Source organism: Thermomonas sp. S9, from assembly GCF_024704365.1.
Lineage (GTDB): Bacteria > Pseudomonadota > Gammaproteobacteria > Xanthomonadales > Xanthomonadaceae > Thermomonas.
This window is the reverse complement of record NZ_JAJDFY010000001.1, coordinates 340,207-362,363: the sequence shown is the minus strand read 5'-3', so window position 1 is coordinate 362,363 and position 22,157 is coordinate 340,207. Positions and strand designations below refer to the sequence as shown.

The 22,157-nt window shown below is 68.2% G+C and carries 12 protein-coding genes and 2 pseudogenes; 12 read left to right on the top strand and 2 right to left on the bottom strand.

What is annotated here, in order from left to right:
• Window positions 1-158: 158 nt before the first annotated feature.
• Complete coding sequence (locus LJB71_RS01755) at window positions 159-8,018, bottom strand: hypothetical protein (RefSeq protein ID WP_259302861.1); 7,860 nt, start codon at window positions 8,016-8,018, stop codon at window positions 159-161.
• A gap of 333 nt (window positions 8,019-8,351) precedes the next feature.
• Between LJB71_RS01755 and LJB71_RS01750 the strand changes: the two genes are divergently transcribed.
• From LJB71_RS01750 to LJB71_RS01710, 9 genes and pseudogenes are all read left to right on the top strand, one after another.
• Window positions 8,352-8,876: a c-type cytochrome gene (locus LJB71_RS01750; protein WP_259302860.1), complete on the top strand. Its 525-nt coding sequence runs from the start codon at window positions 8,352-8,354 to the stop codon at window positions 8,874-8,876.
• A gap of 125 nt (window positions 8,877-9,001) precedes the next feature.
• Window positions 9,002-9,655 carry an alpha/beta family hydrolase gene (locus tag LJB71_RS01745; RefSeq protein ID WP_259302859.1) on the top strand — a complete coding sequence of 218 codons (654 nt, stop codon included), beginning with the start codon at window positions 9,002-9,004 and terminating at the stop codon, window positions 9,653-9,655.
• 8 nt (window positions 9,656-9,663) lie between these two features.
• Window positions 9,664-10,780, top strand: a pseudogene (gene zapE, locus LJB71_RS01740) (cell division protein ZapE).
• The gene (gene queF, locus LJB71_RS01735) at window positions 10,777-11,595 is read left to right on the top strand and encodes an NADPH-dependent 7-cyano-7-deazaguanine reductase QueF (protein ID WP_259302858.1); all 819 of its coding nucleotides are present in this window, start codon (window positions 10,777-10,779) and stop codon (window positions 11,593-11,595) included. The pseudogene zapE and the gene queF overlap by 4 nt, the downstream one beginning before the upstream one ends.
• Window positions 11,592-12,059 carry a hypothetical protein gene (locus LJB71_RS01730; protein ID WP_259302857.1) on the top strand — a complete coding sequence of 156 codons (468 nt, stop codon included), beginning with the start codon at window positions 11,592-11,594 and terminating at the stop codon, window positions 12,057-12,059. Before queF ends, LJB71_RS01730 begins: the two co-directional genes overlap by 4 nt.
• A 67-nt stretch (window positions 12,060-12,126) precedes the next feature.
• Window positions 12,127-14,344, top strand: a pseudogene (locus LJB71_RS01725) (NADP-dependent isocitrate dehydrogenase).
• Between the two features lie 34 nt (window positions 14,345-14,378).
• On the top strand, window positions 14,379-14,921 hold the full coding sequence (locus LJB71_RS01720; RefSeq protein ID WP_259302856.1) for a pseudouridine synthase: 543 nt from the start codon (window positions 14,379-14,381) through the stop codon (window positions 14,919-14,921).
• Window positions 14,922-14,986: 65 nt separating this feature from the next.
• Window positions 14,987-16,105 carry a HAMP domain-containing sensor histidine kinase gene (locus LJB71_RS01715; protein WP_259302855.1) on the top strand — a complete coding sequence of 373 codons (1,119 nt, stop codon included), beginning with the start codon at window positions 14,987-14,989 and terminating at the stop codon, window positions 16,103-16,105.
• Window positions 16,106-16,254: 149 nt separating this feature from the next.
• On the top strand, window positions 16,255-16,812 hold the full coding sequence (locus tag LJB71_RS01710; protein WP_259302854.1) for a porin family protein: 558 nt from the start codon (window positions 16,255-16,257) through the stop codon (window positions 16,810-16,812).
• A gap of 109 nt (window positions 16,813-16,921) precedes the next feature.
• On the opposite strand, the gene LJB71_RS01705 is transcribed toward LJB71_RS01710, so the two are convergent.
• A complete protein-coding gene (locus tag LJB71_RS01705; protein ID WP_259302853.1) occupies window positions 16,922-19,189 on the bottom strand; it encodes a TonB-dependent receptor in 2,268 nt (755 codons plus the stop codon).
• Between the two features lie 199 nt (window positions 19,190-19,388).
• Here LJB71_RS01705 and LJB71_RS01700 point away from each other — a divergent pair, with 199 nt between their 5' ends.
• The 3 genes from LJB71_RS01700 to LJB71_RS01690 all read left to right on the top strand — a co-directional run bounded on the left by LJB71_RS01700 (window position 19,389) and on the right by LJB71_RS01690 (window position 22,045).
• Window positions 19,389-20,408 carry a patatin-like phospholipase family protein gene (locus tag LJB71_RS01700; protein ID WP_259302852.1) on the top strand — a complete coding sequence of 340 codons (1,020 nt, stop codon included), beginning with the start codon at window positions 19,389-19,391 and terminating at the stop codon, window positions 20,406-20,408.
• Window positions 20,409-20,475: 67 nt separating this feature from the next.
• Window positions 20,476-21,159 carry a BglII/BstYI family type II restriction endonuclease gene (locus LJB71_RS01695; protein ID WP_259302851.1) on the top strand — a complete coding sequence of 228 codons (684 nt, stop codon included), beginning with the start codon at window positions 20,476-20,478 and terminating at the stop codon, window positions 21,157-21,159.
• Window positions 21,160-21,283: 124 nt separating this feature from the next.
• A complete protein-coding gene (locus LJB71_RS01690; RefSeq protein ID WP_259304704.1) occupies window positions 21,284-22,045 on the top strand; it encodes an MT-A70 family methyltransferase in 762 nt (253 codons plus the stop codon).
• Window positions 22,046-22,157: the final 112 nt, after the last annotated feature.

Here is a 22,157-nt window from a genome sequence, read left to right as displayed (position 1 = left end):
GCTCGCAATGGCATCCAGCCCGGTCTCGAGCTCGGGCGTGTCCTGGTTGGACTGGATCTTGGGGTCGTTCTGCGGGTTGTTTTCGTTAGACACGTGTTGTCCAGACTGCAGGTGCCCGGCCCGGGCCCGGCGTCATGCCAGGCCCGGTGCCGCGGCGATTACCAGGAGTAGCGCAGGTTGGCCTGGGCGCCGACCACGCTCTTGTACGGGCCGCCGTCGTTCCAGCTGGCGCTGAAGGTCAAGCCAAAGCTGCCCTTCTGCATCCCCACGCCCAGTTCGGCCATCGCGCTGGTGCCCTTCACGGTGGTGCTGCCGTTGAACACGTTGGCCACCGTGTAGGTGCTGGTGCCACTGAAATCATGCACCGCGCTGAGGGTGGCGTACGGCATCCAGCGCACGTCGCCGGAGAGGAAGGTCTTGTTCAGCTCCAGCCCGAGGCGGCCGCGCTCGAAGGTGCCGCCATGCGCCACCATGGTGTCCAGGTTGCCGATGTAGGTGGCATCTTCGACCTTGGTGCGGGTGTACTGCGCCTGCGGCACCAGGTTGAAGCCGCCCATGTTCCACTCGTACCCGGCTTCCAGGCTCATCGCATTGACATGGGTGCGGCTGGACATGGTGCCGGCCGAAGTGGACAGATGGATGTCCGGGGCCATCTGGCGCGCGCTGAAGTCCACGTACCAGCCATTCGGCACGTACCAGGTCAGGTAGCCGCCCACCGTCATCGCATGCATGCGGCTCTCGCCGACCCCGCCGCCGGTCAGGCGCTGGCGGCCATCCGTGCTGCCCAGCACCAGCCCGGCATGGAAGTTGCCATACAGGTTGGCGTTGATGCCGACTTCGCGGCCCCAGCTGGCGGTATCGAAGTCGAAATAGCCGCCGTTGCCGAAGTTGCTGGTGTGCTTCTGCGACACATCGCCCTGGTCGGCATACACGCGGACGAAGGCGCTCATCACCTTGCCGGCATCGCCGTACGGATTCACGCCCAGGCGCTGGCGGAAGGTGCCCATCTGCGCGCTCATGAAGCCGGCCATGCCGGAGGCGGTGGACGCACCCAGCGAACCGCTATCGCTCAGGCCGTTGACCACCATGCTGATCGAGAACACGTCATCGCTGGTGTTGGCGGTGTTGATGGCGCTCTTGACGCCCAGACCCAGGGTCAGGAAGTTGGCGTTCGCGTTGTAGCCGATGAACTGGCCGCCCACGAAGTTGCCCGCCGCCGAGGTGCCGGTGACGTTGACAAAAGCGATGTCGGTGGTGGTCGCGGTCGGCAGCCCGGTGAACTGTACGTTCACGGTCTGCTTGGCCGTGCTGGCGACATCCCCATTCACCACCAGCTGGTCGGCCGTATTGGTGTTCAGATCGACATCGATATTCATCGTGCCGACCCCGGCGAGGGTGCCGTCCAGGGTCAGGCTGTCGGTGGTGACGCCGTTCTGGAAGTCCACCAGGCCCGTGTTGTTGAAGGTGCCACCGTAGGTGTCGATGCTGTTGCTGCCGATCACCTGCAGGGTGCCGGTGTTGTTGAACACGTTGGTCTCGCCCGCCAGTGGTGCGAACAGCGGAACCATCGGGCCCATGCTGATGCTGCTGTTGGTCATCTTGATCAGGCCGGCGTTGTTCACCGTGTCGCTGCCAGCCCCGAAGGCGATGTGGCCGCCGTTGAGCAGCACCTGGCCACCGGCTGCATTGTTCAACGTGTCGTCGCCATCCCCGAAATCGCTGTAGGTGGTGGCACCGACATCCCACACGCCGCCGGCCTTGTTGTTGAACACGTCATCCCCGCCCCGCAGGGCCACGTTGCCCAGGATGCGGCCGCTGTTGTTGATGATCTCGACCGCATTGCTGCCGTACACCGCGAACGCATAACCATCCGGGCCGTCGGCGCTGATCACGCCGCCCGCCAGGTTGTTCAAGGTGCTGGTGCCGTACACGTTCTCCATCAGCACGCCGGCGTTGTAAACACCGCCGCTGGCATGGACGACGCCGGCATTGTTGATCACCACGGTACCGTCATAGCTGCCCGTGTGGATGCCGACCGCCGCCGAACCGCCACTGGCCTCGATATGCCCCGCGCTGGTGTTGCCGACGGTGACGTCACCGGAATTGCTGTAGGCGTAGATGCCCTGGGCCAGGGCGTAGGCGCCGCCGGCGGTGGCCGTGATGGCGCCCGCATTGGTCACACTGACGTTGCCATATGCCCCGGCGAGGATGCCAATGCTGCCGGCATATGCCGAGGACACCGTGATCGCCGCGGTGTTGGTCACGCTGGCGTTACCGCCGTAGGACATTGCCTCGATGCCGGTCGCGCCGAGGTACATGCCGCTGGCGGTGATCGTGCTGGCATTGCCGACCTGGACATCGCCGTACACCGAGCTGGCATCGATGCCCGTGGCCATCCCGGTCGCCGTCGCGACGATGCTGCCGCCGGTATTGCTGACCAGGGTGCCATTCATCGAGGTCGCCTCGATGCCGGTCGCGGCGTAGTAGCCGTCCACGCTGATGCTGCCGCTGTTGCCCGCCTGCGCGATGTCGCCGCGCACGAACATGCCGTAGGCCGAATACCCGGTGTAGTTGCCGCCCGGGAAGTCGGTGGCGTGGATGCTGCCGCTGTTGACCGCAGTCGCGGTGCCATAGTCGGCACGCGCGAACACGCCCACCGCGACGTTGCCGCCGCTGCTGACATCGATGCTGCCGCTGTTGGAGACCGTGGCATCGCCTTGCAGCGCGACCGCAAACACGCCGGCCGACTGGCCGAAGGCATAGCCGGCGATGCTGCCGGCATTGTCCACCATCACATCGCCCAGGCTGGACACCGCCAGCACGCCGAAGCCGCGGCCGATATAGGAATAGAACCCGATGTCCGCGCCGGCCTGGTTGCTGACCACCGCATTGCCGGTGCCGGCCGAGGCGTACACGCCGAACGCGTACTTGTCGCCATTGGCATACAGCGAGCCGCCGTTGACCACGGTGACATCACCCAGTGCGCGCGCATCGACGGCGGTCGCCTGGTACTTGCTGGTGACGTTGACCGCGCCGTAGTTGCCCACCGCCGCGTTGCCATTGGCGGAGAACGCGGTGATGCCGGTGGCACCGTACATCAGCGCCGCCGTGTTGGTGACATCCAGGTCACCGTGGTTGACCACCGTGGCATCGCCTGCGAACGACAGCGCCGCAAGGCCGGTCGCCGCACCGTCCGAGTCGACGGTGACGGTCCCGCCGTTGTCGATGAAGGCATCGCCATCGGCCGAGGCGAACACGCCGTAAGCGCCATACCCGTACTTGTTGGCCTGACTGACCGTCAGGTTGCCGTCGTTGTACACCGCCACCACCCCGCCCAGGCCGCTGGCCACGGCGGAGATGCCGTTGGCACCGAAGATGCCGCTGGCGGTGATGGCGCCGCTGTTGTCCACCATCACCACGGCGCCGTCGCCATTGCTGCTGACGTTGATGCCGTTGGCCAGCTGGGTGCCGGAGTAGTAGGTGTAGCCGTTGTAGCTGTTGTAGTAGCTCGCCAGGCCGCTGCCGGCGGTGATGTCGCCGCTGTTGACCACCACCGCGTTGCCGCCCGACTGCACGTAGATGCCGTCGGCATAGCCGCCGTCCACGCTGATCGCGCCGCTGTTGGTCACGCGCACGCCGTAGCTGCCGCCCGTGGCGTAGATGCCGAAGGCGTGGCCGCCATTGGCGTAGCCCAGCGAATTGCCGTAGTAATCCACCACCTGCTGGAACGGCATGGCGTACGCCGTGATGTCGCCGCTGTTGGTGACGCGCGCATACGCCGTCCCCTGCGCCTCGATGCCCGCGCCCCAGGTGCTGCCCGTCGCGCTCAGTGCGCCGGCGTTGTCGACATCGACCACAGTCCCCGATGCAAAGATGGCATCTGCCAGGCCGCCATAGGAATCGGCCGTGATGGCACCGGTGTTGTGCACCGTCGCGTTGCCGTACATCGAGTAGGCATACAGGCCGATGGCGTTGCCGGTCCCCGACAGGACCGCCGCGGTGACGTCGCCGCTATTGTCAATCGCGGCATCACCAAAGATCGTGTAAGCCTCGACGCCTGTCGCCGCTCCCATGAACGACATCGCCGTGACATTGCCGGTCCCCGTCACGGAAGCATTCCCCTGGACGCTCCGGGCCCAGAGACCGGTGGCGCCGGAATAGAGGCTCATCGCCGTGACTTCACTGGCATTGGTGATCGTGGCGTCGCCGTAGAAAGCGCTGGCCAGATCGCCGATCGCCTGGCCCAGCGCAAAGGCATCCACGCTGCCGGCGCTGCTGGTGATGGTGGCCGAATCCGTGCCGAGGGCAGCCATACCAATGGCTGCGTAATAGCCGCTCGCCGACACCGTGCCGCTGTTGTCCACCAGCGCGTCCATGCCGCGCGCGATCACGCCATAGGCCACCCCCGAATAGGAGTAGGCACTGACGCTGCCGCTATTGCCGACGCTGGCCGTGCCGTTGTCGGCCCGCGCGAACACGCCCACTGCGGCATTGCTGCCGCTGTAGGCATCGATGCTGCCGCTGTTGGTGACGCTGACGTCGCCGTAGCTGGAGATTCCGAACACGCCCACCGACTGGCCGGCGACATGGGTGCCGATGCTGCCGCTGTTGTCGATCGCGACGTTGCCGTTGGTACCGATACCGAGGATGCCGAACGCCGTGCCACCGTAGGATCCGCTGTAGGTGGCATAGATCGTGCCGCTGTTGGTGACCGCCACATCGCCATTGCCGGACTGGGCGCGGATGCCATAGGCGCGCCAGGCATCGATCGCAATGCCGCCGCTGTTGTCGGCGGTGGCGCCGGTCAGGCCGCCCACGTCCATGCCGACGCCGATGTACTTGGTGGTGACGTCGATCTGGCCGCTGTTGCTGGCCATCGCGCCGCCATTGCCGGAGAACGCGATCACGCCGTAGGCGTTGTAGCCGAAGAACGCGGTGGAATCGACCGAGATATCGCCCGAGTTCACGACGCTGGCATCGCCGGCGAAGGACAGGGCGACCGCACCGGCAGCGGCACCGCCGGAGTTCACCGTGATCGCGCCACTATTGGTGATCAGCGCATCGCCATCCGCCGACACGAAAATGCCGTTGGCGCCGTAGCCGTACTTGTTGCCCTGGGCGACGGTGATGTTGCCGCTGTTGTCCACGCTGGCGGTGCCACCGAGACCGCTGGAGACCACGGAAATACCCGTTCCACCGTAATAGCCAAGCGCGGAAATGTCGCCGCTGTTGACGACATCGACCTGCGCGCCGACCCCGCCGCTCATTGCGTCGATGCCGGTGGCCAGCGCGCTGTAGTAGCTGCCGGCATACACGTAGCCGGCGGTGATGTTGCCGGTGTTGCCGATGGAGATGCTGCCGCCGACGGAGCTGGCATAGATGCCGGTGGCGTAGTACCCCTGGGCGTTGATGGCACCAGTGTTGGCAATGGTCACCCCGGCATCGCCAGTGGTGTAGATGCCGAACGCATGCGCGCCGGCCGCGCGCGCATACGCCGCGATATCGCCGTCGTTCTGCACGCTGGTGGTGCCGGTGCCCTGGGCCTCGATGCCCGCGGCCCAGGTGCTGCCGTTGGCATACAGCATGCCGCTGTTGACGATGCTGACATCCGCACCCGAGGCGAAGATGGCGTCGGCCAGGCCATTGACCGAGATCGCGGTGACATCGCCGCTATTGCTGATGCTGGTATTGCCGTACAGGGAATAGCCATACAGGCCGATGGCATTGCCATAGACCGTGTAGGCGAACACCGGGCCGCTGTTGCTGATCGTGACATCCCCTGCGCTGCTCAGCGCGCGGATGCCGGAGGCACTGGTGCGGCCCACGGCCGTGATGCCACCCGTGTTGTCGATGCTGGCGCCGTAGTAGCCGTTGGCCACGATGCCGGTGGCATTGCCCTGCTGGCTGATCGCGGTGATGGCGCTGGCGCTGTCCACCATGACATCCCCGGCGGACGCCGTGGCGCTGATGCCGACCGCGGTCCCGTTGGCGTATGCCGCGATGCGGCCGCCGGCGTTGTACACCGTGGTGCCGGACACCGATTGCGCGACTTCGCCGAACGCCGCCGTGTTGCCGCGGGCAACGATATTGCCGCTGCTGGACACATCGGCATATGCGCCCGAGGCGATCACGCCATAGGCCGCAGTCCCGGGGAACCCGAACCCGCCGCTGGTGGCGTAGATATCGCCCGTGTTGTCGATGCTCGCGGTGCCGCTGCTGGCGATTGCAAGCACGCCGCGGGCGGTGCTGCTGGCCGAGGTGGCATTGATCGTTCCGCCATTGCTGACGTCGATGTTGCCCTGCGGCGCCTGCGCCAGGACGCCGTAGGCCTGCGCCAAGGCCAGGCCGCCGATGTAGCCCTGGTTGTCGACCGCGATGCTGCCATCGGCGGCGTAGGCCCACACGCCCCAGCCGCGCCCGGCGGCCGAGAAGAAATCGATGGCGCCATAGGCGTCGTTGTAAACGCTGATGTTGCCGCCGTTGGCCAGCGCATACACGCCCAGGGCCAGGGTGCGGCCACGCGCATAGACTTCGCCGCTGTTGCTGATGGCGATATCCCCGCCGCCCGACACCGCCTTGATGCCGTTGGCACGGCCGCTGAGGCCCGAACCCGCATTGGCGATCGCGCCGATGTAGCCGCTGTTGTCGACGGTCAGGTTGCCATACCCGCTGATGTCCACGCCGCTGGCGACGCGCACGCCGGTGGCGCGCACGAACCCGGAGTTGTCCACCGCGGCGCTGCCGTAGCCGCCGGCGGCGAGGATGCCGGTCGGGGCCACCGAGGTGCTGTTGATGTTGCTGGAAACGATGACGTTGCCGGAGTTGGAGACCGACGCGTCGCCGGTGGTGGACAGCGCGGCGAGGCCGAACGCCGGGCCGCGCGAGGTGACGGTGATATCGCCGGAATTGTTGATTTCCGCGTGCACATCGCCGGCGGCGAGGATGCCGTAGCCGCCGTAGCTGGTCATTAGGCGATTCTGCTGCACCACGATGTCGCCATCGTTGTTGACCACCGCGCTGCCGCCGAGACCGGACGCCACCGCGGAGATGCCGGTGGCGCCATACACCGCCGCGGCATGGATGTAGGCGCTGTTGTCGACCTGCACGACCGCCCCGCCGCCATTCGAGGCGGCGTAGATGCCCCACGCCAGCGCGCTGCCGGTGATGGTGCCGGCATCGATGCTGCCGCTGGCGTAATTGGTGATGGCGACATCGCCGCCAGATTCGGCGTGGATGCCGGTCGCGTAGTAGCCGCGCGCGGTGATGTTGCCGGCGTTGACCACGCTGGCGCTGGCATCGCCCGTGGCATAGATGCCATAGGCCAGGCCACCGGTCGCCGTCGCGGTGATGCTGCCGGTGTTGGTGACGCTCACACTGTTGCCGGCCTGGGCCTCGATGCCCGCGGCCCAGGAATAGCCGGTCGCGGTGAGGCTGCCGGTGTTGATCACGGTGACATCGTGGCCGGAGGCGAAGATCGCATCGGCCAGGCCGTTGGGCGCGTCCGCCACGATGCTGGCGGCATTGGTGATGGCAACATCGCCGGCCAGGGCGTAGCCGTAGATGCCGATGGCATTGCCGTAGTCGGAATGCGCGCTGATGGCGCCGAGCGCGCCGTTGACGATGCTGACGTTGCCGGTGCCGCTATAGGCGTAGATCCCGAAAGCGTTGCCGACCTGGCTTTCGATGATCGGAGCGTTGTTGACGATATTGGCATCGCCGGGGTAGTAGCCGCCGATCAAGGTCGGTGTGGGGGCCCCCGCGCCGCCGGGCACCAGCAGGGGAACGACGGTGAGATCCTGCACCGGGGCGAAGTCGAGCGCGGAGCGCTCGATCCGCAGCGCGTGCGCGGACACCGCCGATTGCGGGGTCGCCGCCGCCGCACCGCCCCCGAAGCCGATCGCCAGGGTCAGCGCGGACACCGCCAGCGCCGAACGCACCGCGCGCGTCACCGGCGCCACTTTGAAGACGCGGCGATTGCGCGCCTTGCCCGACGTGCCGACGTTCCGGATCTCGCTCATGTTGAATCCCCCATCCCTTGAAGTGTGTATCCGCCTTGCCCCGGCGGCCTGAAGCCGCTGCAGCATGCCGTTGCAGTGCTGGCGTACGCCGGGCGCGGAACCCCCTGCGGACGTCTTGACGCACGGTTTATCGCCGCTGAACGGGTGTCATGTCAACTAGGTCACGTTTCCAGTGCGCTCTGAAGCCTTCCTGAATGCGCGACCAGCCTCGAATCCGCGCGAGCAACCCAGGTCTCCGGGCGCGACCCACGTCCGACCGCCTCGCATGGCGCGTCCGGTTTCTGGAATAATCGGGCTGAATGGCCGACTCCGGCCACGACCTGCGGGGGCACTGTGCGCGCGTACGACCTGGCGTTTCTGAAGCGTTTTTCGATGGTGATCGCCTTCCTGTTCCTGGTGATGGTGGGCCTGATCCTGTTCGCCCACTACCTGAACGGCAAGGTGGCATACCCGCCCGATCCGGTCGCGGAGCAAAAGACCCTGGAGCGGATCGCCCCGGTCGGTGCGGTGTATGCCGGGGCCACCGGCGCGGCGGCCCAGGCCGCGGCCGCGGCGGCCCAAGCGGCGGCGGCGGTGGCCAACGTGCCGTTCGGCGGACGCACCGACGGCGCCGAGATCTTCAACAACGGCCCCTGCACCGGCTGCCACACCGCCGGCGTCGGCGGCGCGCCCAAGCTGGACGCCGCCGGGATCGGCGCGCGCGTGGCCCAGCAGGGCATCGACGAGCTGGTGAAGAAGGCGATTTCCGGCTTCCAGGGCGCGGTGGGCGTGATGCCGGCCAAGGGCGGCAACCCGGCCCTGACCGACGAGCAGGTCAAGGCCGCGGTCGAGTACATGGTGGCGCAGAGCAAGAAATAAGCGCCCTGCGCCGCTCGATGCGGACGCCGCCTGCGGGCGGCGTCTTTGTTTCCGTGGCGCGTTCCCGCGGTCCGGCGATGCCGGCATCGGAACCGTTTAACGCCCACTTCGGCATCATCCGCGGCATGGACATGGACAACATCCCCGCCACTATCGCCGGCCCGGCCGGTCGCCTGGAAATCGCCTTCGACGCTGCGGATGTCCCCGCGCGGCCGGTGCTGGCGATCGTCTGCCATCCGCTGCCGACCGAGGGCGGCAGCATGCACAACAAGGTGGTGACGATGGCGGCGCGCGCCCTGCGCGAGTGCGGCATCGCCGCCCTGCGCTTCAACTTCCGCGGCGTGGGCGCCTCCGAGGGCGCCTTCGACGACGGCCGCGGCGAACTCGACGACCTGCGCGCGGTCGCCGCCTGGGCGCGCCCGCGGTTTCCCGATCACGCGCTGTGGCTGGCCGGGTTCAGCTTCGGCGCCTGGGTGTCGCTGCGCGGCGCGGCGGAACTGGGCGCAAAGGCGCTGATCAGCATCGCGCCGCCGGTCGGGCGCAGCTGGGAGTTCGAAGGCATCGCGCCGCCGCAGATGCCCTGGCTGGTGATCCAGGGACAGGCCGATGAGATCGTGGATGCCAGCGCCGTGCGCGCCTGGGTCAGCGGCCTGCCGCAGCCGCCGGTGCTGGTGGAAATGCCCGACACCAGCCACTTCTTCCATCGCAAGCTGATGGATCTGCGCGGCGCGCTGAAGAACGGCATCCGCGACTGGCTGCCACCGGCGGACCCGGCGTGAGCGGTGGCATGAGCGACGGTGCCCGCACCGCACAGCTTCCTTCCCGGCGCTATGCCGAGGGGGTGGCGCGCGGCGACTGGCTGGACGATCCGGCGCAGCAGCCGGCACTGCGCGCACTCGACCGCCTCCACCGCGAGCTGCTGGCCAGCGCGCCGGCTCCCCGGCCTGCTGGGCCGGCTGCTGGGCAATGGCCCGCGCACCGCGCACGTACGCGGGCTGTACCTGTGGGGCGGGGTGGGCCGCGGCAAGACCTTTTTGATCGATCTGTTCTTCGCCGGGCTGCCGCTGGAGCAGAAGCGCCGCACCCACTTCCATCGCTTCATGCGCGAGGTGCACGAAGGCCTGCGCGCGCATGCCGGCGAGCGCGACCCGCTGGCGGCGATCGCGCGGCAGTGGCGGCAGGCGCTGCGGGTGCTGGTGCTGGACGAGTTCTTCGTCAGCGACATCGGCGATGCCATGCTGCTGGAGCGCCTGCTGGACCGGCTGTTCGCCGAGGGCGTGGTGCTGGTCACCAGCTCCAATACCGCACCGTCCGAGCTGTACAAGGACGGCCTGCAGCGGGTGCGCTTCCTGCCGGCGATCGACCTGCTGCAACGCGAGTGCGAGGTGGTCGAGCTGGCCAGCGACACCGACTACCGCCTGCGCGCGCTCACCCGCTCGCCGGTGTACCGCACCCCGCTGGACGCCGAGTCCGACGCCTGGCTGGAACGCCGCTGGCACGAGCTGGGCGGCAACGACCGCCAGCGTGATACCCAGCTCCATATCGACGGCCGCCCGATCCCGGTGCGCGCGCTCGGCCACGACATGGCCTGGTTCGATTTCGCCGCGCTGTGCGAAGGCCCGCGCGGCACCACCGACTACATCGAGATCGCGCGCGAGTTCGCCACCGTGCTGGTGGGCGGCATCCCGCGCTTCGACGCCCTGCGCGACGACGCCGCGCGCCGCTTCGTCAACCTGATCGACGAGCTGTACGACCGTCACGTCAACCTGGTCTGCACCGCAGATGCCGCGCCGATGGCGCTGTATGCGGGCGAGGACCTGGCCGGCCCGTTCGCGCGCACGTCCTCGCGCCTGACCGAGATGCAATCCACCGAGTACATGTCCCACGAGCACCACAGCGAATGAGCGCCCATACCCCCGACGGCTCGCCGCTGGGCCGCGGCACCGCCTATCCGGATCGCTACGACCCGTCCCTGCTGTACCCGATCCCGCGCGCGCCGGCACGCGCCGCGCTGGGCCTCGGCGCGGCGCTGCCGTTCATCGGGTTCGATCGCTGGCAGGCGTTCGAGCTGTCGTGGCTGGACGGGCGCGGCAAGCCCTGCGTGGCCACCGCCACCCTGCAGGTGCCGGCGGATTCGCCGCGGCTGATCGAATCCAAATCGCTCAAGCTGTACCTGAACTCGCTCAACGCCGCGCGCTTCGACGCGGCGGACACGCTGCGCGCGCGGATCGAAGCCGATCTCTCGGCCGCGGCCGGCGCGCCAGTCACGCTGACGTTCGGGGTGGCGCCGCTGCGCGAGGATGACGACGCGCACAGCATCGACGGGCTGGACATCGCGATCGACCACTACGGCCCGCCGGATGCCGACCTGCTGCATGCCGATCGCGGACAGGTGGTGGAAGAAACCCTCACCAGCGCGCTGCTGAAGTCCAACTGCCCGGTCACCGGCCAGCCCGACTGGGCCGATGTCAGCATCGCCTACCGCGGCCCGCGCATCGACCGCGCCGGGCTGCTGCGCTACCTGGTGAGTTTCCGCGAGCACGCCGGCTTCCACGAGCAGTGCGTGGAGCAGATCTTCGTGGACCTGCTCGCCCGCTGCGCGCCGCAGCAACTGTCGGTGGAAGCGCGCTATACCCGCCGCGGCGGGCTGGACATCAACCCCTGGCGGGCGACCCCCGGCCGCGTGCCGCCGCCGCCGCACCGCAGCCTGCGCCAGTGATTGCCTCTCGCGCCATTGTGCTCGCGCTGGGCATGCTGCTGGCCGGCTGCCAGCGCAGCGCGCCGCCGCCAGCGCCACCCGCTTCGCCCACCGCCACGGCTCCACTGCCGGCGCCGGCGAGCAACCGCATCGCGCGCCTGGAACTCGGCAACGCGGTGGATGCGCAGGGCCGGGTCGTGCTGCCGCTGATTCGATTCGCGCCGCATGACACCTTCTACGCCAGCATCGAGCTGCAGCTGGCAGATGCCATCCCGCACACGCTGGACGCGCACTGGTTCTACCTCGACACCCGCCAGACCATTCTCGAAGAACGCAAACTCCTGACCGGCCCCGGCCCGCGGCAGACCGTGTTCCAGCTCAGCAAGCCCGACGGCTGGCCGCCGGGTCAGTACCGGCTGGAACTGCGGCTGGACGGCCAGCTGGCACAGGCGCGGGTGTTCGAGGTCGCCGCCGCCGCGCCGTGAGCGCATGCGTTTCAGCGCACGCGTGGATGCGCGACAATGACGGCTTCCCCAGCGTCCGCGAGCCGTCATGTCCAAGATCCTCTACACCCTGACCGACGAGGCCCCGTTCCTCGCCACCGCCAGCTTTCTGCCGGTCGTGCAGGCGTATGCGCAGACCGCCGGCGTGGACGTGGAAACGCGCGACATCTCGCTGGCGGCGCGCATCCTGGCGCAGTTCCCGGAGCGGCTGGGCGACAAGGCGGTGAGCGACGATCTGCGCGCGCTGGGCGAGCTGGCCAAGACCCCCGAAGCCAACATCATCAAGCTGCCCAACATCAGCGCCTCGATCCCGCAGCTGAAGGCGGCGATCGCCGAGCTGCAGGCCCAGGGCTTCCCGCTGCCGGACTACCCGGACGCGCCGCAGACCGATGAGGAAAAGGACATCCGGGCGCGCTACGACCGGGTCAAGGGCAGCGCGGTGAACCCGGTGCTGCGCGAGGGCAACTCCGATCGTCGCGCGCCGAAGGCGGTGAAGGCGTATGCGCGCAAGCATCCACACACGTTGGCGGCGTGGTCGGCAGGCAGCGGGGCGCACGTGGCGCACATGGAGGCGGGGGGATTTCTACGGCAGCGAGCAGTCGGTGACCCTGCCCGCGGCCGGCAGCGTGCGGATCGAGTTCACCAGCGCCACCGGCAGCCGCTTCCCGCTGCGCGCGCCGGTGCCGGTGCAGGCCGGCGAGGTGATCGACGCCAGCGTGATGGATGCCGCCGCGCTGGCCGCGTTCGTGGACGCGCAGATCGCCGACGCGCAGGCGAAAGGCGTGCTGTTCTCGCTGCACCTGAAGGCGACCATGATGAAGGTGTCCGACCCGATCATGTTCGGCATCGTGGTGCGCCGGTTTTATGCGCCGGTGCTGGAGAAGCACGCGCCGGCGCTGGAAGCGATCGGCTTCGACCCCAACAACGGCATCGGCGACCTGTACGCGCGCCTGCCCCAGCTGGACGCCGCGCAGCGCGCGCAGATCGAAGCCGACATCGCCGCGCTGTACGCGCAGCGCCCGCCGCTGGCGATGGTGAACTCCGACAAGGGCATCACCAACCTGCACGTGCCCAGCGATGTGATCGTGGACGCCTCGATGCCGGCGATGATCCGCGACGGCGGGCGCATGTGGAACGCCGAAGGCAAGCTGCAGGACGCCAAGGCGGTGATCCCCGACCGCTGCTATGCCGGCATCTATCAAGCGGTGATCGAGGACTGCAAGGCGCACGGCGCGTTCGATCCGGCGAGCATGGGCAGCGTGCCCAACGTCGGCCTGATGGCGCAGGCGGCCGAGGAATACGGCAGCCACGACAAGACCTTCCGGATCGACGCCGAGGGCGTGGTGCGGGTGCTGGACGACGCCGGCAGCGTGCTGATGGAGCACCCGGTGCAGGCCGGCGACATCTGGCGCATGTGCCAGACCAAGGACGCGGCGGTCCGCGACTGGGTGAAGCTGGCCGTCACCCGCGCACGCCTGAGCAACACGCCGGCGGTGTTCTGGCTGGACCCGCAGCGCGCGCACGACCGCGGCCTGATCGCCAAGGTCGAACGCTACCTGGGCGAGCACGACACTACCGGGCTGGACATCCGCATCCTGGCGCCGGTCGAGGCGATGAAGGTCTCGCTGGCGCGCATCCGCGCAGGCCAGGACACCATCTCCGTCACCGGCAACGTGCTGCGCGACTACCTGACCGACCTGTTCCCGATCATGGAACTGGGCACCAGCGCGAAGATGCTCTCGATCGTGCCGCTGATGGCCGGCGGCGGCCTGTTCGAGACCGGCGCCGGCGGCAGCGCGCCCAAGCACGTGCAGCAGTTCCTGGCGGAAAACTATCTGCGCTGGGATTCGCTGGGCGAGTTCCTGGCGCTGGCGGCCTCGCTGGAACATCTGGCCAACGCCACCGGCAACGCCCGCGCGCGGGTGCTGGCAGAGACGCTGGATGTGGCCACCGCGCAGTTCCTCGAACATGACCGCTCGCCGGGGCGCAAGCTGGGCACGATCGACAACCGCGGCAGCCATTTCTACCTGGCGCTGTACTGGGCGCAGGCGCTGGCCGCACAGACCGCCGAGCCGGCGCTGGCCGAACGCTCCGCGCCGCTGGCGCGCGCGCTGGCCGAGCAGGAGGAGGCGATCGTCGCGGAGCTGGTCGCGGTGCAGGGCCAGCCGGTGGACATCGGCGGCTACTACCATCCCGACCCGGTCAAGTTGAGCGCGGCGATGCGGCCCAGCGCGACGTTCAACGCGGCGCTCGCCCTGCTGGCGTAGCCCGCCGACGCGCCGGCTCTGCGCGGGGCGGACGATGCTGATCGCGTTCAACAAGCCCTATGGCGTGCTGTGCCAGTTCACCGACCGCAGCGCCAGCCCGCGGCCGACGCTGGCGGGGTTCGGCCTGCCTGCGGGCGTGTATCCCGCCGGGCGCCTGGATTTCGACTCCGAAGGCCTGCTGCTGCTGACCGACGACGGCGGCCTGGCGCACCGCCTGACCGATCCCCGCCACAAGCAGCCCAAGACCTACTGGGTGCAGGTGGAAGGCGATCCAAGCGAAACGCAGCTGCAGCAGCTGCGGGACGGCGTGCAACTCGCCGACGGGCCCACCCGCCCGGCGCGCGTGCGCCAGATCGCACCGCCACCGCTGTGGCCGCGCGACCCGCCGGTGCGCTTCCGCAAGACGGTGCCCGACGCCTGGCTGGAACTTCAGATTCGCGAAGGCCGCAACCGCCAGGTGCGGCGCATGACCGCGGCGGTCGGCCTGCCCACCCTGCGCCTGGTGCGGGTGGCGATCGGCCCGCACCGCCTGCAGGGGTTGATGCCTGGGGAATGGCGGGCGCTGGCCTCCGCCTGAATGCGCTATCCGGCGCGCGCAGGCTCTGCTAGCGTAGCCGTCCCGCCCGGCGAGGAGCCCGCAGGATGCCGCACCAGATCGACCGCCCCGGCCGCATTCTGATCGTGACAGCCCAGCCTCCAAGTTGCCCGGCGTGTGCACTGCTGGGCGAAAACGGCCATGCGGTAATGCGCGCCGCGGATGCCGAACAGGCACTCGCACTGGCGCCGGCGCAACCGCCGGACCTGATCCTGCTCGACCTGCCGATCCCCGGCATCACCGCGGTCGAGCTGCTGCACGCGCTGCATGCAGATGCGGCGCTGCAGGCGGTGCCGATCATCGTGCTCACCCCCACGCCCGACCAGACCCGACTGCTGCGCGCGTTCGATGCCGGCGCGGTGGATTACATCGGCCAGCCCTGCAGCGAAGAGGAACTGCTGGCACGGGTGCAGGTGCACCTGCGCCTGAAGCTGACCCGCGACCGCCTGGCGCAGGTGGCGCGCGAGCGCCAGGCGCTGGTGACCCTGGTCGCGCATGACCTCAAGAACCCGCTGACCAGCGTGCTGTTCGCCTGCGAGATGCTGGCCCAGCCAGACTGCCGGCCGGAGCGTGCGCCGCGCTACCTGCGGATCATCGAGGACAGCACCCGCGAGGCGCTCAGCTACATCCACGACTATCTGGAAACCCAGGCCAACCCCGCGCGCGCCGGCGGTGCCGCGGCCGGCGGCTGCGCCCACCTCGGCGAAACCCTGCGCTGGCTGGCGGCACGCTACGAACTGCAGCTGGAAGCGCACGGCCTGCGCCTGCGCGTGCAGCCGCCGGAGACCGAGGCCTGCGTGGCGATCAGCCGCCAGGTGCTGCGCCAGGTGGGCGAGAACCTGATCAGCAACGCGCTCAAATACGCCCGCGGCGGCGGCGAACTGGAGCTGGTGGCGCGCGCCGGCGCGCCCGGCTACTGGCAGGTGGTGGCCCAGGACCGCGGCCCCGGGGTGCCGGCGTTCTTCCAGCCGCGCCTGTTCCAGCCGTTCGAGCGCCTGCACGGCCACGCCAGCGATCCCGGCCACTCCACCGGGCTGGGGCTGGCGCTGGCGCGCCAGATCGTGGTCAGCGCCGGCGGCCAGCTGTGGTACGAGGACCGCGAAGGCGGCGGCGCGCGGTTCCTGCTGGAGCTTCCGGAAGCCCGCTGCGAATCGCGCTGCAATTGAGCCGGGTGCACTTGGCCGGATGCGTGTGACCGGATGCGCGCACGCACGGCGCGCCGTCCCGCGCATATCGGTGATCCCCCGCGGCCACCATGGTAGTGTGCGCGGCCCGCCGGGATCGGCGGGTTACATCCATCCACAAGGAGTTGCACATGAAGAAGTCCCTGATGCTGGCCTGCGCGCTGGCCCTGTCCGGCCTGTCGGCCTCGGCGCTCGCCGGTGAAGGCTTCGCCCGCGCCGAAGTCGGCCAGAGCAAGGTCAAGGCCCATCTGGACGGGATCGGCAGCGATCACGACGACGACACCGCCTACTCGCTGCGCGGCGGCTACTGGTTCAATTCGAACTTCGCCGTGGAAGGCCACTACAGCCGCTTCTACGACCAGACCCTGTACAACGACGGCGAGGACTACGTGAAGGGCAAGCTGTCCGCGATCGGCCTCGGCGTGGTGGTCAAGGAACACGCCACCCCGACCGACCTCGGCTTCTTCGTGCAGCTGCGCGGCGGGCTTTCCCGCGGCAAGCTCTCCATCAACTCCTCGCTGGGCAACGGCAGCGAGACCTCGAACAAGCCGTACTACGGCATCGGCGCCGGCTACGACTTCAGCAAGACCTTCGGCGTCAGCCTGAACTACGACCACAACCAGGGCTCGGGCGGCGACCTGCGCGTCAGCGCCAACACCCTGTCGCTGGGCCTGGAAGCACGCTTCTAAGCCGGGCTTGCCGCATCCCGCCGCGGCCGGCATGGACCGCGGCGGGCACATCGGGGCGATGCCTTGCGACCGGCATTTTGCGCCGGCGGGCAGGCATCGGCCTCACGCGTCAGAACTTCACGCTGAACTGCACGCCCCAGATCCGCGGCTCGTTGAGCATCCCGGTCAGGTTGTTGAAGTCGATCCCGGACGTGGCGTACATCGCATTGGTGATATTGCGCCCGAACAGCGCGACCTCGCGCTCGCCGTCGCGCCAGCTGTAGCCGACGCGCAGGCCGCCTTCCGCCTTCGGCTGGCTGCGGAACGACACGGAGTCGTACAGGAAGAAGCTGGCCGAACTCTTGTACGCCCAGTCGGTGAACACGAAGAACTCGCCGCGACCGACCGGCACACCATAGCGCGCGGTCAGGTTGGCCACATACTTGGGCGCCTGCGGCAACCGATTCCCATCGATCAGATAGGTGCCAGGACGCGCCGGATCCGGATTGACCGGATCGCGCACCCCGCACAGGTCGAGCACGCAGCCGAACACCGCCAGGGTCGGGTCCTGGATGCGGGTGTCGTTGATGCTGGCGCCGGCGGTCACGTACAGCGCCTCGCTCAGCCAGGCTTCGAGGTCGAGCTCGAGACCCTGGCCGCGCGCGCGGCGCGCGTTGAGCAGCCGCGCGACATTGGCGATGCCACCAACCGCCGTGAGCTGCAGATCGCTCACCTGATAATGGAATGCCGCCAGCCCCAGGCGGACGCGGTTGTCCCACAGCTGGCGCTTGAGGCCGATTTCGAGCGAGCGCACCTTTTCCGAGTTGGCCACTGTCACCAGCTCGCTGGCGGGCAGGCTGGCATCGGCGAACATCAACCGCCCCTGCACGCTGGGCGCACGGAAGCCGGTGGCCAGACGCGCGTACACGTTGGTATTCGGGCTGAGCTGGTAAAGACCGCTCAGATCGCCGCTGACGTTGCTGCCACGCGGAGCGACGTGGATCGGCGCGATCGGCGGGCCGAACGGGCCGGTCACCCGCTGCGCGGTGAAGTCCTTGCTGTCGTGGGTATAGCGCAGGCCGCCACGCAGCTTGAAGGCCGGCGTGAGGTCGTAGTCGCCGGACGCGAACACCGCCCATGCGGTGTTGTCCTGGCGCTGGGTGGCATACCCGGTCTGCGGGCCACCGAAGCCGTCGTAGGAGAAGCTGTCCACGCGGATGCGCTCGTTGAACCAGAACGCCCCGGCCTGCCAGTCGAAGCGGCCCCAGTCATTGGATTCCAGCCGGACTTCCTGGGTGAGCTGGCGGTGATACGGCAGGCCGTCGGCGGACTCGGCAGGGAACAGGGCCTGGCCCGGCAGCACTGGCGGGAACACATACACGGACCCGCCGTCGATATCGCCGCGGCTGTACACCTTGACGTGCTCGTAGCCGGTGATCGAATGCAGCGTCACGCCGCCGAGATTCCAGCGCAGACGCAGGCTGGCGCCATCGCCATCCAGGGTCTGTTTGTTGGCGCCATCCAGGCTGACCTGATCGCGGCGGATGCCGGCGGCCAGCCGGTTGCCGCCCGGCGCGATCGCCCCCGCGCGGAACACACGCGCCGTGCCATCCAGGGCACGCACATGCACATTGGCCAGCGCCTCGAAGGTATCCGAAGGCTGCCACAGCAGCTGCAGGCGGGCGGCGGTCTCTCGATAGCCCTCCAGATCCTTGCCGGGGCCGTTGTGCAGGTTGTCCACCCAGTTATCGCGCCGCTGGTGCAGGACCGACAGCCGCGCCGAGACGGTCGGCGTCAGCCCGCCGGTCAACGCGCCTTCCAGATTGGCGGTGCCATAGGTGCCATAGCCGATCCGGGCATACCCGCCGAAGGTCTGCTCCGGCCGCGCCGAGCTGAAGCGGATCACGCCCGCCGGTGAGTTGCGGCCGAACAGCGTGCCCTGCGGGCCGCGGTACATTTCGACGTCGGCCATGTCGAACATCGGGAACCCCTTGAGGATCGGGTTCTCCTGGACCACGTCGTCGTACACCAGCGACACCGGCTGGCTGGCGTTGAGATCGAAGTCGGTATTGCCCAGGCCGCGGATGTAGAAGCGCGGAAACGCGCGCCCGAACGAAGATTCGATGTTCAGGCTCGGCAGCCGCGCGGACAGCACGCGCACATCCTCGCCGGACGAGGTGAAGGCGGTGAGCTTCTCGCCGTCCACCACGGTGATCGCCATCGGCACGTCCTGGATGTTCTCGACCCGGCGATCGGCGGTGACCTGCACCGCGTCCAGGGTGACCGCCCTGCGCGCGGCCTTCTCGTCGGGTGCCGACTGCTGGGCCTGGGCGAGCAGCGGCAGCGCCAGGGCGATGGACAGTGCGAGCGGGCGCAACGCGGTGCGCGTCTTGGTCATGTTCTGCATGGGGTCCCCGTGGATGTCGACCAGCGCCCCGGACCGGGCGCTGGCTGTCACGCCATTGTCACCGAAAAATGCGCGCCTTGCCTGCTCGGCGGGTGCCTCGGGCGGTGCGCCCGGTTGCCGGCGGTTGGGCCGGCGCCCGCTAGACTGCCCGGTCACTCGCCTGCCCCGATTCGACCGTCGCCCTGCCGTCATGCGCCCCGTATTGCCTGCCGCCCTGCTCGCCATCCTGCTCGCCGCCTGCGCCAGTCCGCCCAAGGCCCCGCCCGCGGCCGCACCCGCCCCCGCGCCGGCGGTGACGGTGCCGCCGCCGAAGATCGGCCTGGCGCTGGGCGGCGGGGCTGCCAAGGGCTTTGCCCACATCGGCGTGATCAAGATGCTGGAAGCCAACGGCATCCAGCCGGCGGTGGTGGCCGGCACCAGCGCCGGCAGCGTGGTCGGCGCGCTGTACGCCGGCGGCATGGATGCCTATGCACTGCAGCAGAAGGCGGTGGCGCTGGACGAGGGGAGCATCCGCGACGTCAGCCTGTTCTCGGGCGGGCTGGTGAAGGGGCAGAAGCTGCAGGACTATGTGAACGCCCAGCTCGGCAACCGCACGTTCGCCCAGCTGAAAAAGCCGTTCGCTGCGGTGGCCACGCGCCTGGAGGACGGCCAGCGCACGGTGTTCGTGCGCGGCAACGTCGGCCAGGCAGTGCGCGCCTCCAGCGCCATTCCGGGCGTGTTCGAAGCGGTGACGATCGACAAGTTCCACTACGTGGACGGCGGCGTGGTCAGCCCGGTACCGGTGGACGCCGCGCGCGAGCTGGGCGCCGACATCGTGATCGCGGTGGACATCTCCACCAGGCCCAGCGGCGCCGCCGATGCCAGCAGCCTGCTCGGCAACGTCAACCGCAGCATCGCGATCATGGGCCAGAAACTGGGCGCGGCCGAACTGGCGCGCGCCGACGTGGTGATCCGCCCCGCGGTGAACGACATCGGCCCGGCCGATTTCGAGCAGCGCAGCCGTGCGATCCTGGAGGGCGAACGCGCCGCCCAGGCCGCACTGCCACAGATCCGGGCGAAGCTCGCCGCCGTGCAGGCGCAGCGGCTGGCGCAGGCGCGCGCGGACGCCGACGCCCGCGCCGCGCAGCAGCGCGCGGCCGAGCGCAAGGCCCGCTGCGCCCAGCAACGCGGCTGGCTGGACAAGTGGCGGCGCGATCCGGACTGCCGTTGACTACTTTTCCAGGCCCCGGGCCAAGATCCCCTATGCTGGGACACCCACTCCCTGTAATGCACGCGCCATGGATCTGACCACTTCTTTCCAGAACCACGTCCCTCAAGACGTTCTGGCGCGTTATCAGTTCGCAGAAACCCGGAATGCTGCTGCCATTTTCGCAGCGACTAACCGCCATGCGTTCGACCAGTTGCTGACCGTGCTTCGCAACTTTCAACTCAAATCTTCCGATCTCTTGAATCCGGGTGGGCAGGAAAGCGATCTCGCTGCCCGCATGAATCGCGCATTCCGCGAGCATGGATGGCGCGAAGCTCGAGTGGACACACTGATCCAGCTATCGCTTCAGCGCACGCCTCTCGCCGCCGCTGGCGAGGTAAGGCTTGATCCGATCATTACGGAAACCCGGAATGAAGGCTACAAGGTGGACAACTTCCGCGATCGCATCGCACTTGACGTGGAATGGAACGCAAAGGACGGAAACCTTGATCGCGACATCGGCGCTTACCGTTCGCTTTACGATGCGGCACTTATAGACGTCGGCGTGCTGATTACCCGAACGCTGGATCTCCGCGATCTTGGCCGCCACCTCGCCCTGGAAGCCGGCATGCCGCCTGAGCAAGCGCGCCGCATCCTCAACACGACGACAACCACCAATCGGGAGAAGCTGCTTCCTCGTCTGACCCGGGGTGACGCAGGCGGTTGTCCGATCCTTGCGGTCTTCATCTGCCCGGAGACATACGTTTCCGACTAGGCAGTGCGCCAAAGATCCAATATGCTCGCGTTCTCAAGATCTTTTTTGGAACCCTGATGGCGAGCCCATTGGTTGAACAGGAACACCATCTTCCGCTTCCTTCCGTTGAGGGGGCTGGTCCACCATTCTCGCCGATCCTCCTTGGCGCTTCACCAATCGGACCGGGAAAGTTGCGCCCGAACATCGGCGTCTCGATCGCTATTCCACCATGTCGCTGGACGACATCTGCGCGATGCCCGTCCGAAGCATTGCCGCCCGCAATAGCCACCTCTACCTGTGGGTACCCAACGCCCTGCTTCCGGAGGGCCTGAAGGTCATGGACGCATGGGGCTTTCGATATGTCTCCAATATCGTTTGGGCCAAGCGGCGCAAGGATGGCGGTCCGGACGGGCGTGGTGTCGGCTTTTATTTCCGCAACGTCACCGAACTGCTCCTGTTTGGCGTGCGCGGCTCCCTGCGCACGCTTGGACCAGCACGCAGCCAAGTCAACATGATCGAAACCAGAAAGCGAGAACATTCGCGCAAGCCGGACGAGCAATACCCGCTGATCCAGGCATGCTCGCCCGGTCCTTATCTGGAGCTGTTCGCGCGCCATCCTCAACCCGAATGGTCGGCCTGGGGTGCCGAATCCGATCCCGATATCGCGCCACGAGGAAAGCAACACAAAGGCTACCAAGGTGGGCCCATCCAGTTGCCATTGGTCCCGCCCTATTCACGTTTGCACGAGAATGATGCGGATGAAATGGGGCGCGCCCTACGACAACGCTATGAACTCGGGCGATCGATTCGCGAACTATCGGAAGAAACCCAGTATTCGATCGGTCGCATCAGGACGCTGCTGAAAGCATCTGGAGCTTCTTTCCGCCCCCGCGGGGGCTCGAAATAGGCTGCCGCCCTCGATGACGAGGCGTTTGAATCGTGGGGCGCACGCAACCATGCGGCGTGGGCTCTTGCCGATCCGCCTTCACGCCATTTGAATCGCACGCGGGCAAGGCTGG

What these genes read in the sequence shown, in the direction of transcription:
- LJB71_RS01755 (WP_259302861.1), bottom strand. Translation starts at nt 8,018, where the DNA reads ATGAGCGAGATCCGGAACGTCGGCACGTCGGGCAAGGCGCGCAATCGC.
- LJB71_RS01745 (WP_259302859.1), top strand. Translation starts at nt 9,002, where the DNA reads ATGGACATGGACAACATCCCCGCCACTATCGCCGGCCCGGCCGGTCGC.
- queF (WP_259302858.1), top strand. Translation starts at nt 10,777, where the DNA reads ATGAGCGCCCATACCCCCGACGGCTCGCCGCTGGGCCGCGGCACCGCC.
- LJB71_RS01720 (WP_259302856.1), top strand. Translation starts at nt 14,379, where the DNA reads ATGCTGATCGCGTTCAACAAGCCCTATGGCGTGCTGTGCCAGTTCACC.
- LJB71_RS01715 (WP_259302855.1), top strand. Translation starts at nt 14,987, where the DNA reads ATGCCGCACCAGATCGACCGCCCCGGCCGCATTCTGATCGTGACAGCC.
- LJB71_RS01710 (WP_259302854.1), top strand. Translation starts at nt 16,255, where the DNA reads ATGAAGAAGTCCCTGATGCTGGCCTGCGCGCTGGCCCTGTCCGGCCTG.
- LJB71_RS01705 (WP_259302853.1), bottom strand. Translation starts at nt 19,189, where the DNA reads ATGACCAAGACGCGCACCGCGTTGCGCCCGCTCGCACTGTCCATCGCC.
- LJB71_RS01700 (WP_259302852.1), top strand. Translation starts at nt 19,389, where the DNA reads ATGCGCCCCGTATTGCCTGCCGCCCTGCTCGCCATCCTGCTCGCCGCC.
- LJB71_RS01695 (WP_259302851.1), top strand. Translation starts at nt 20,476, where the DNA reads ATGGATCTGACCACTTCTTTCCAGAACCACGTCCCTCAAGACGTTCTG.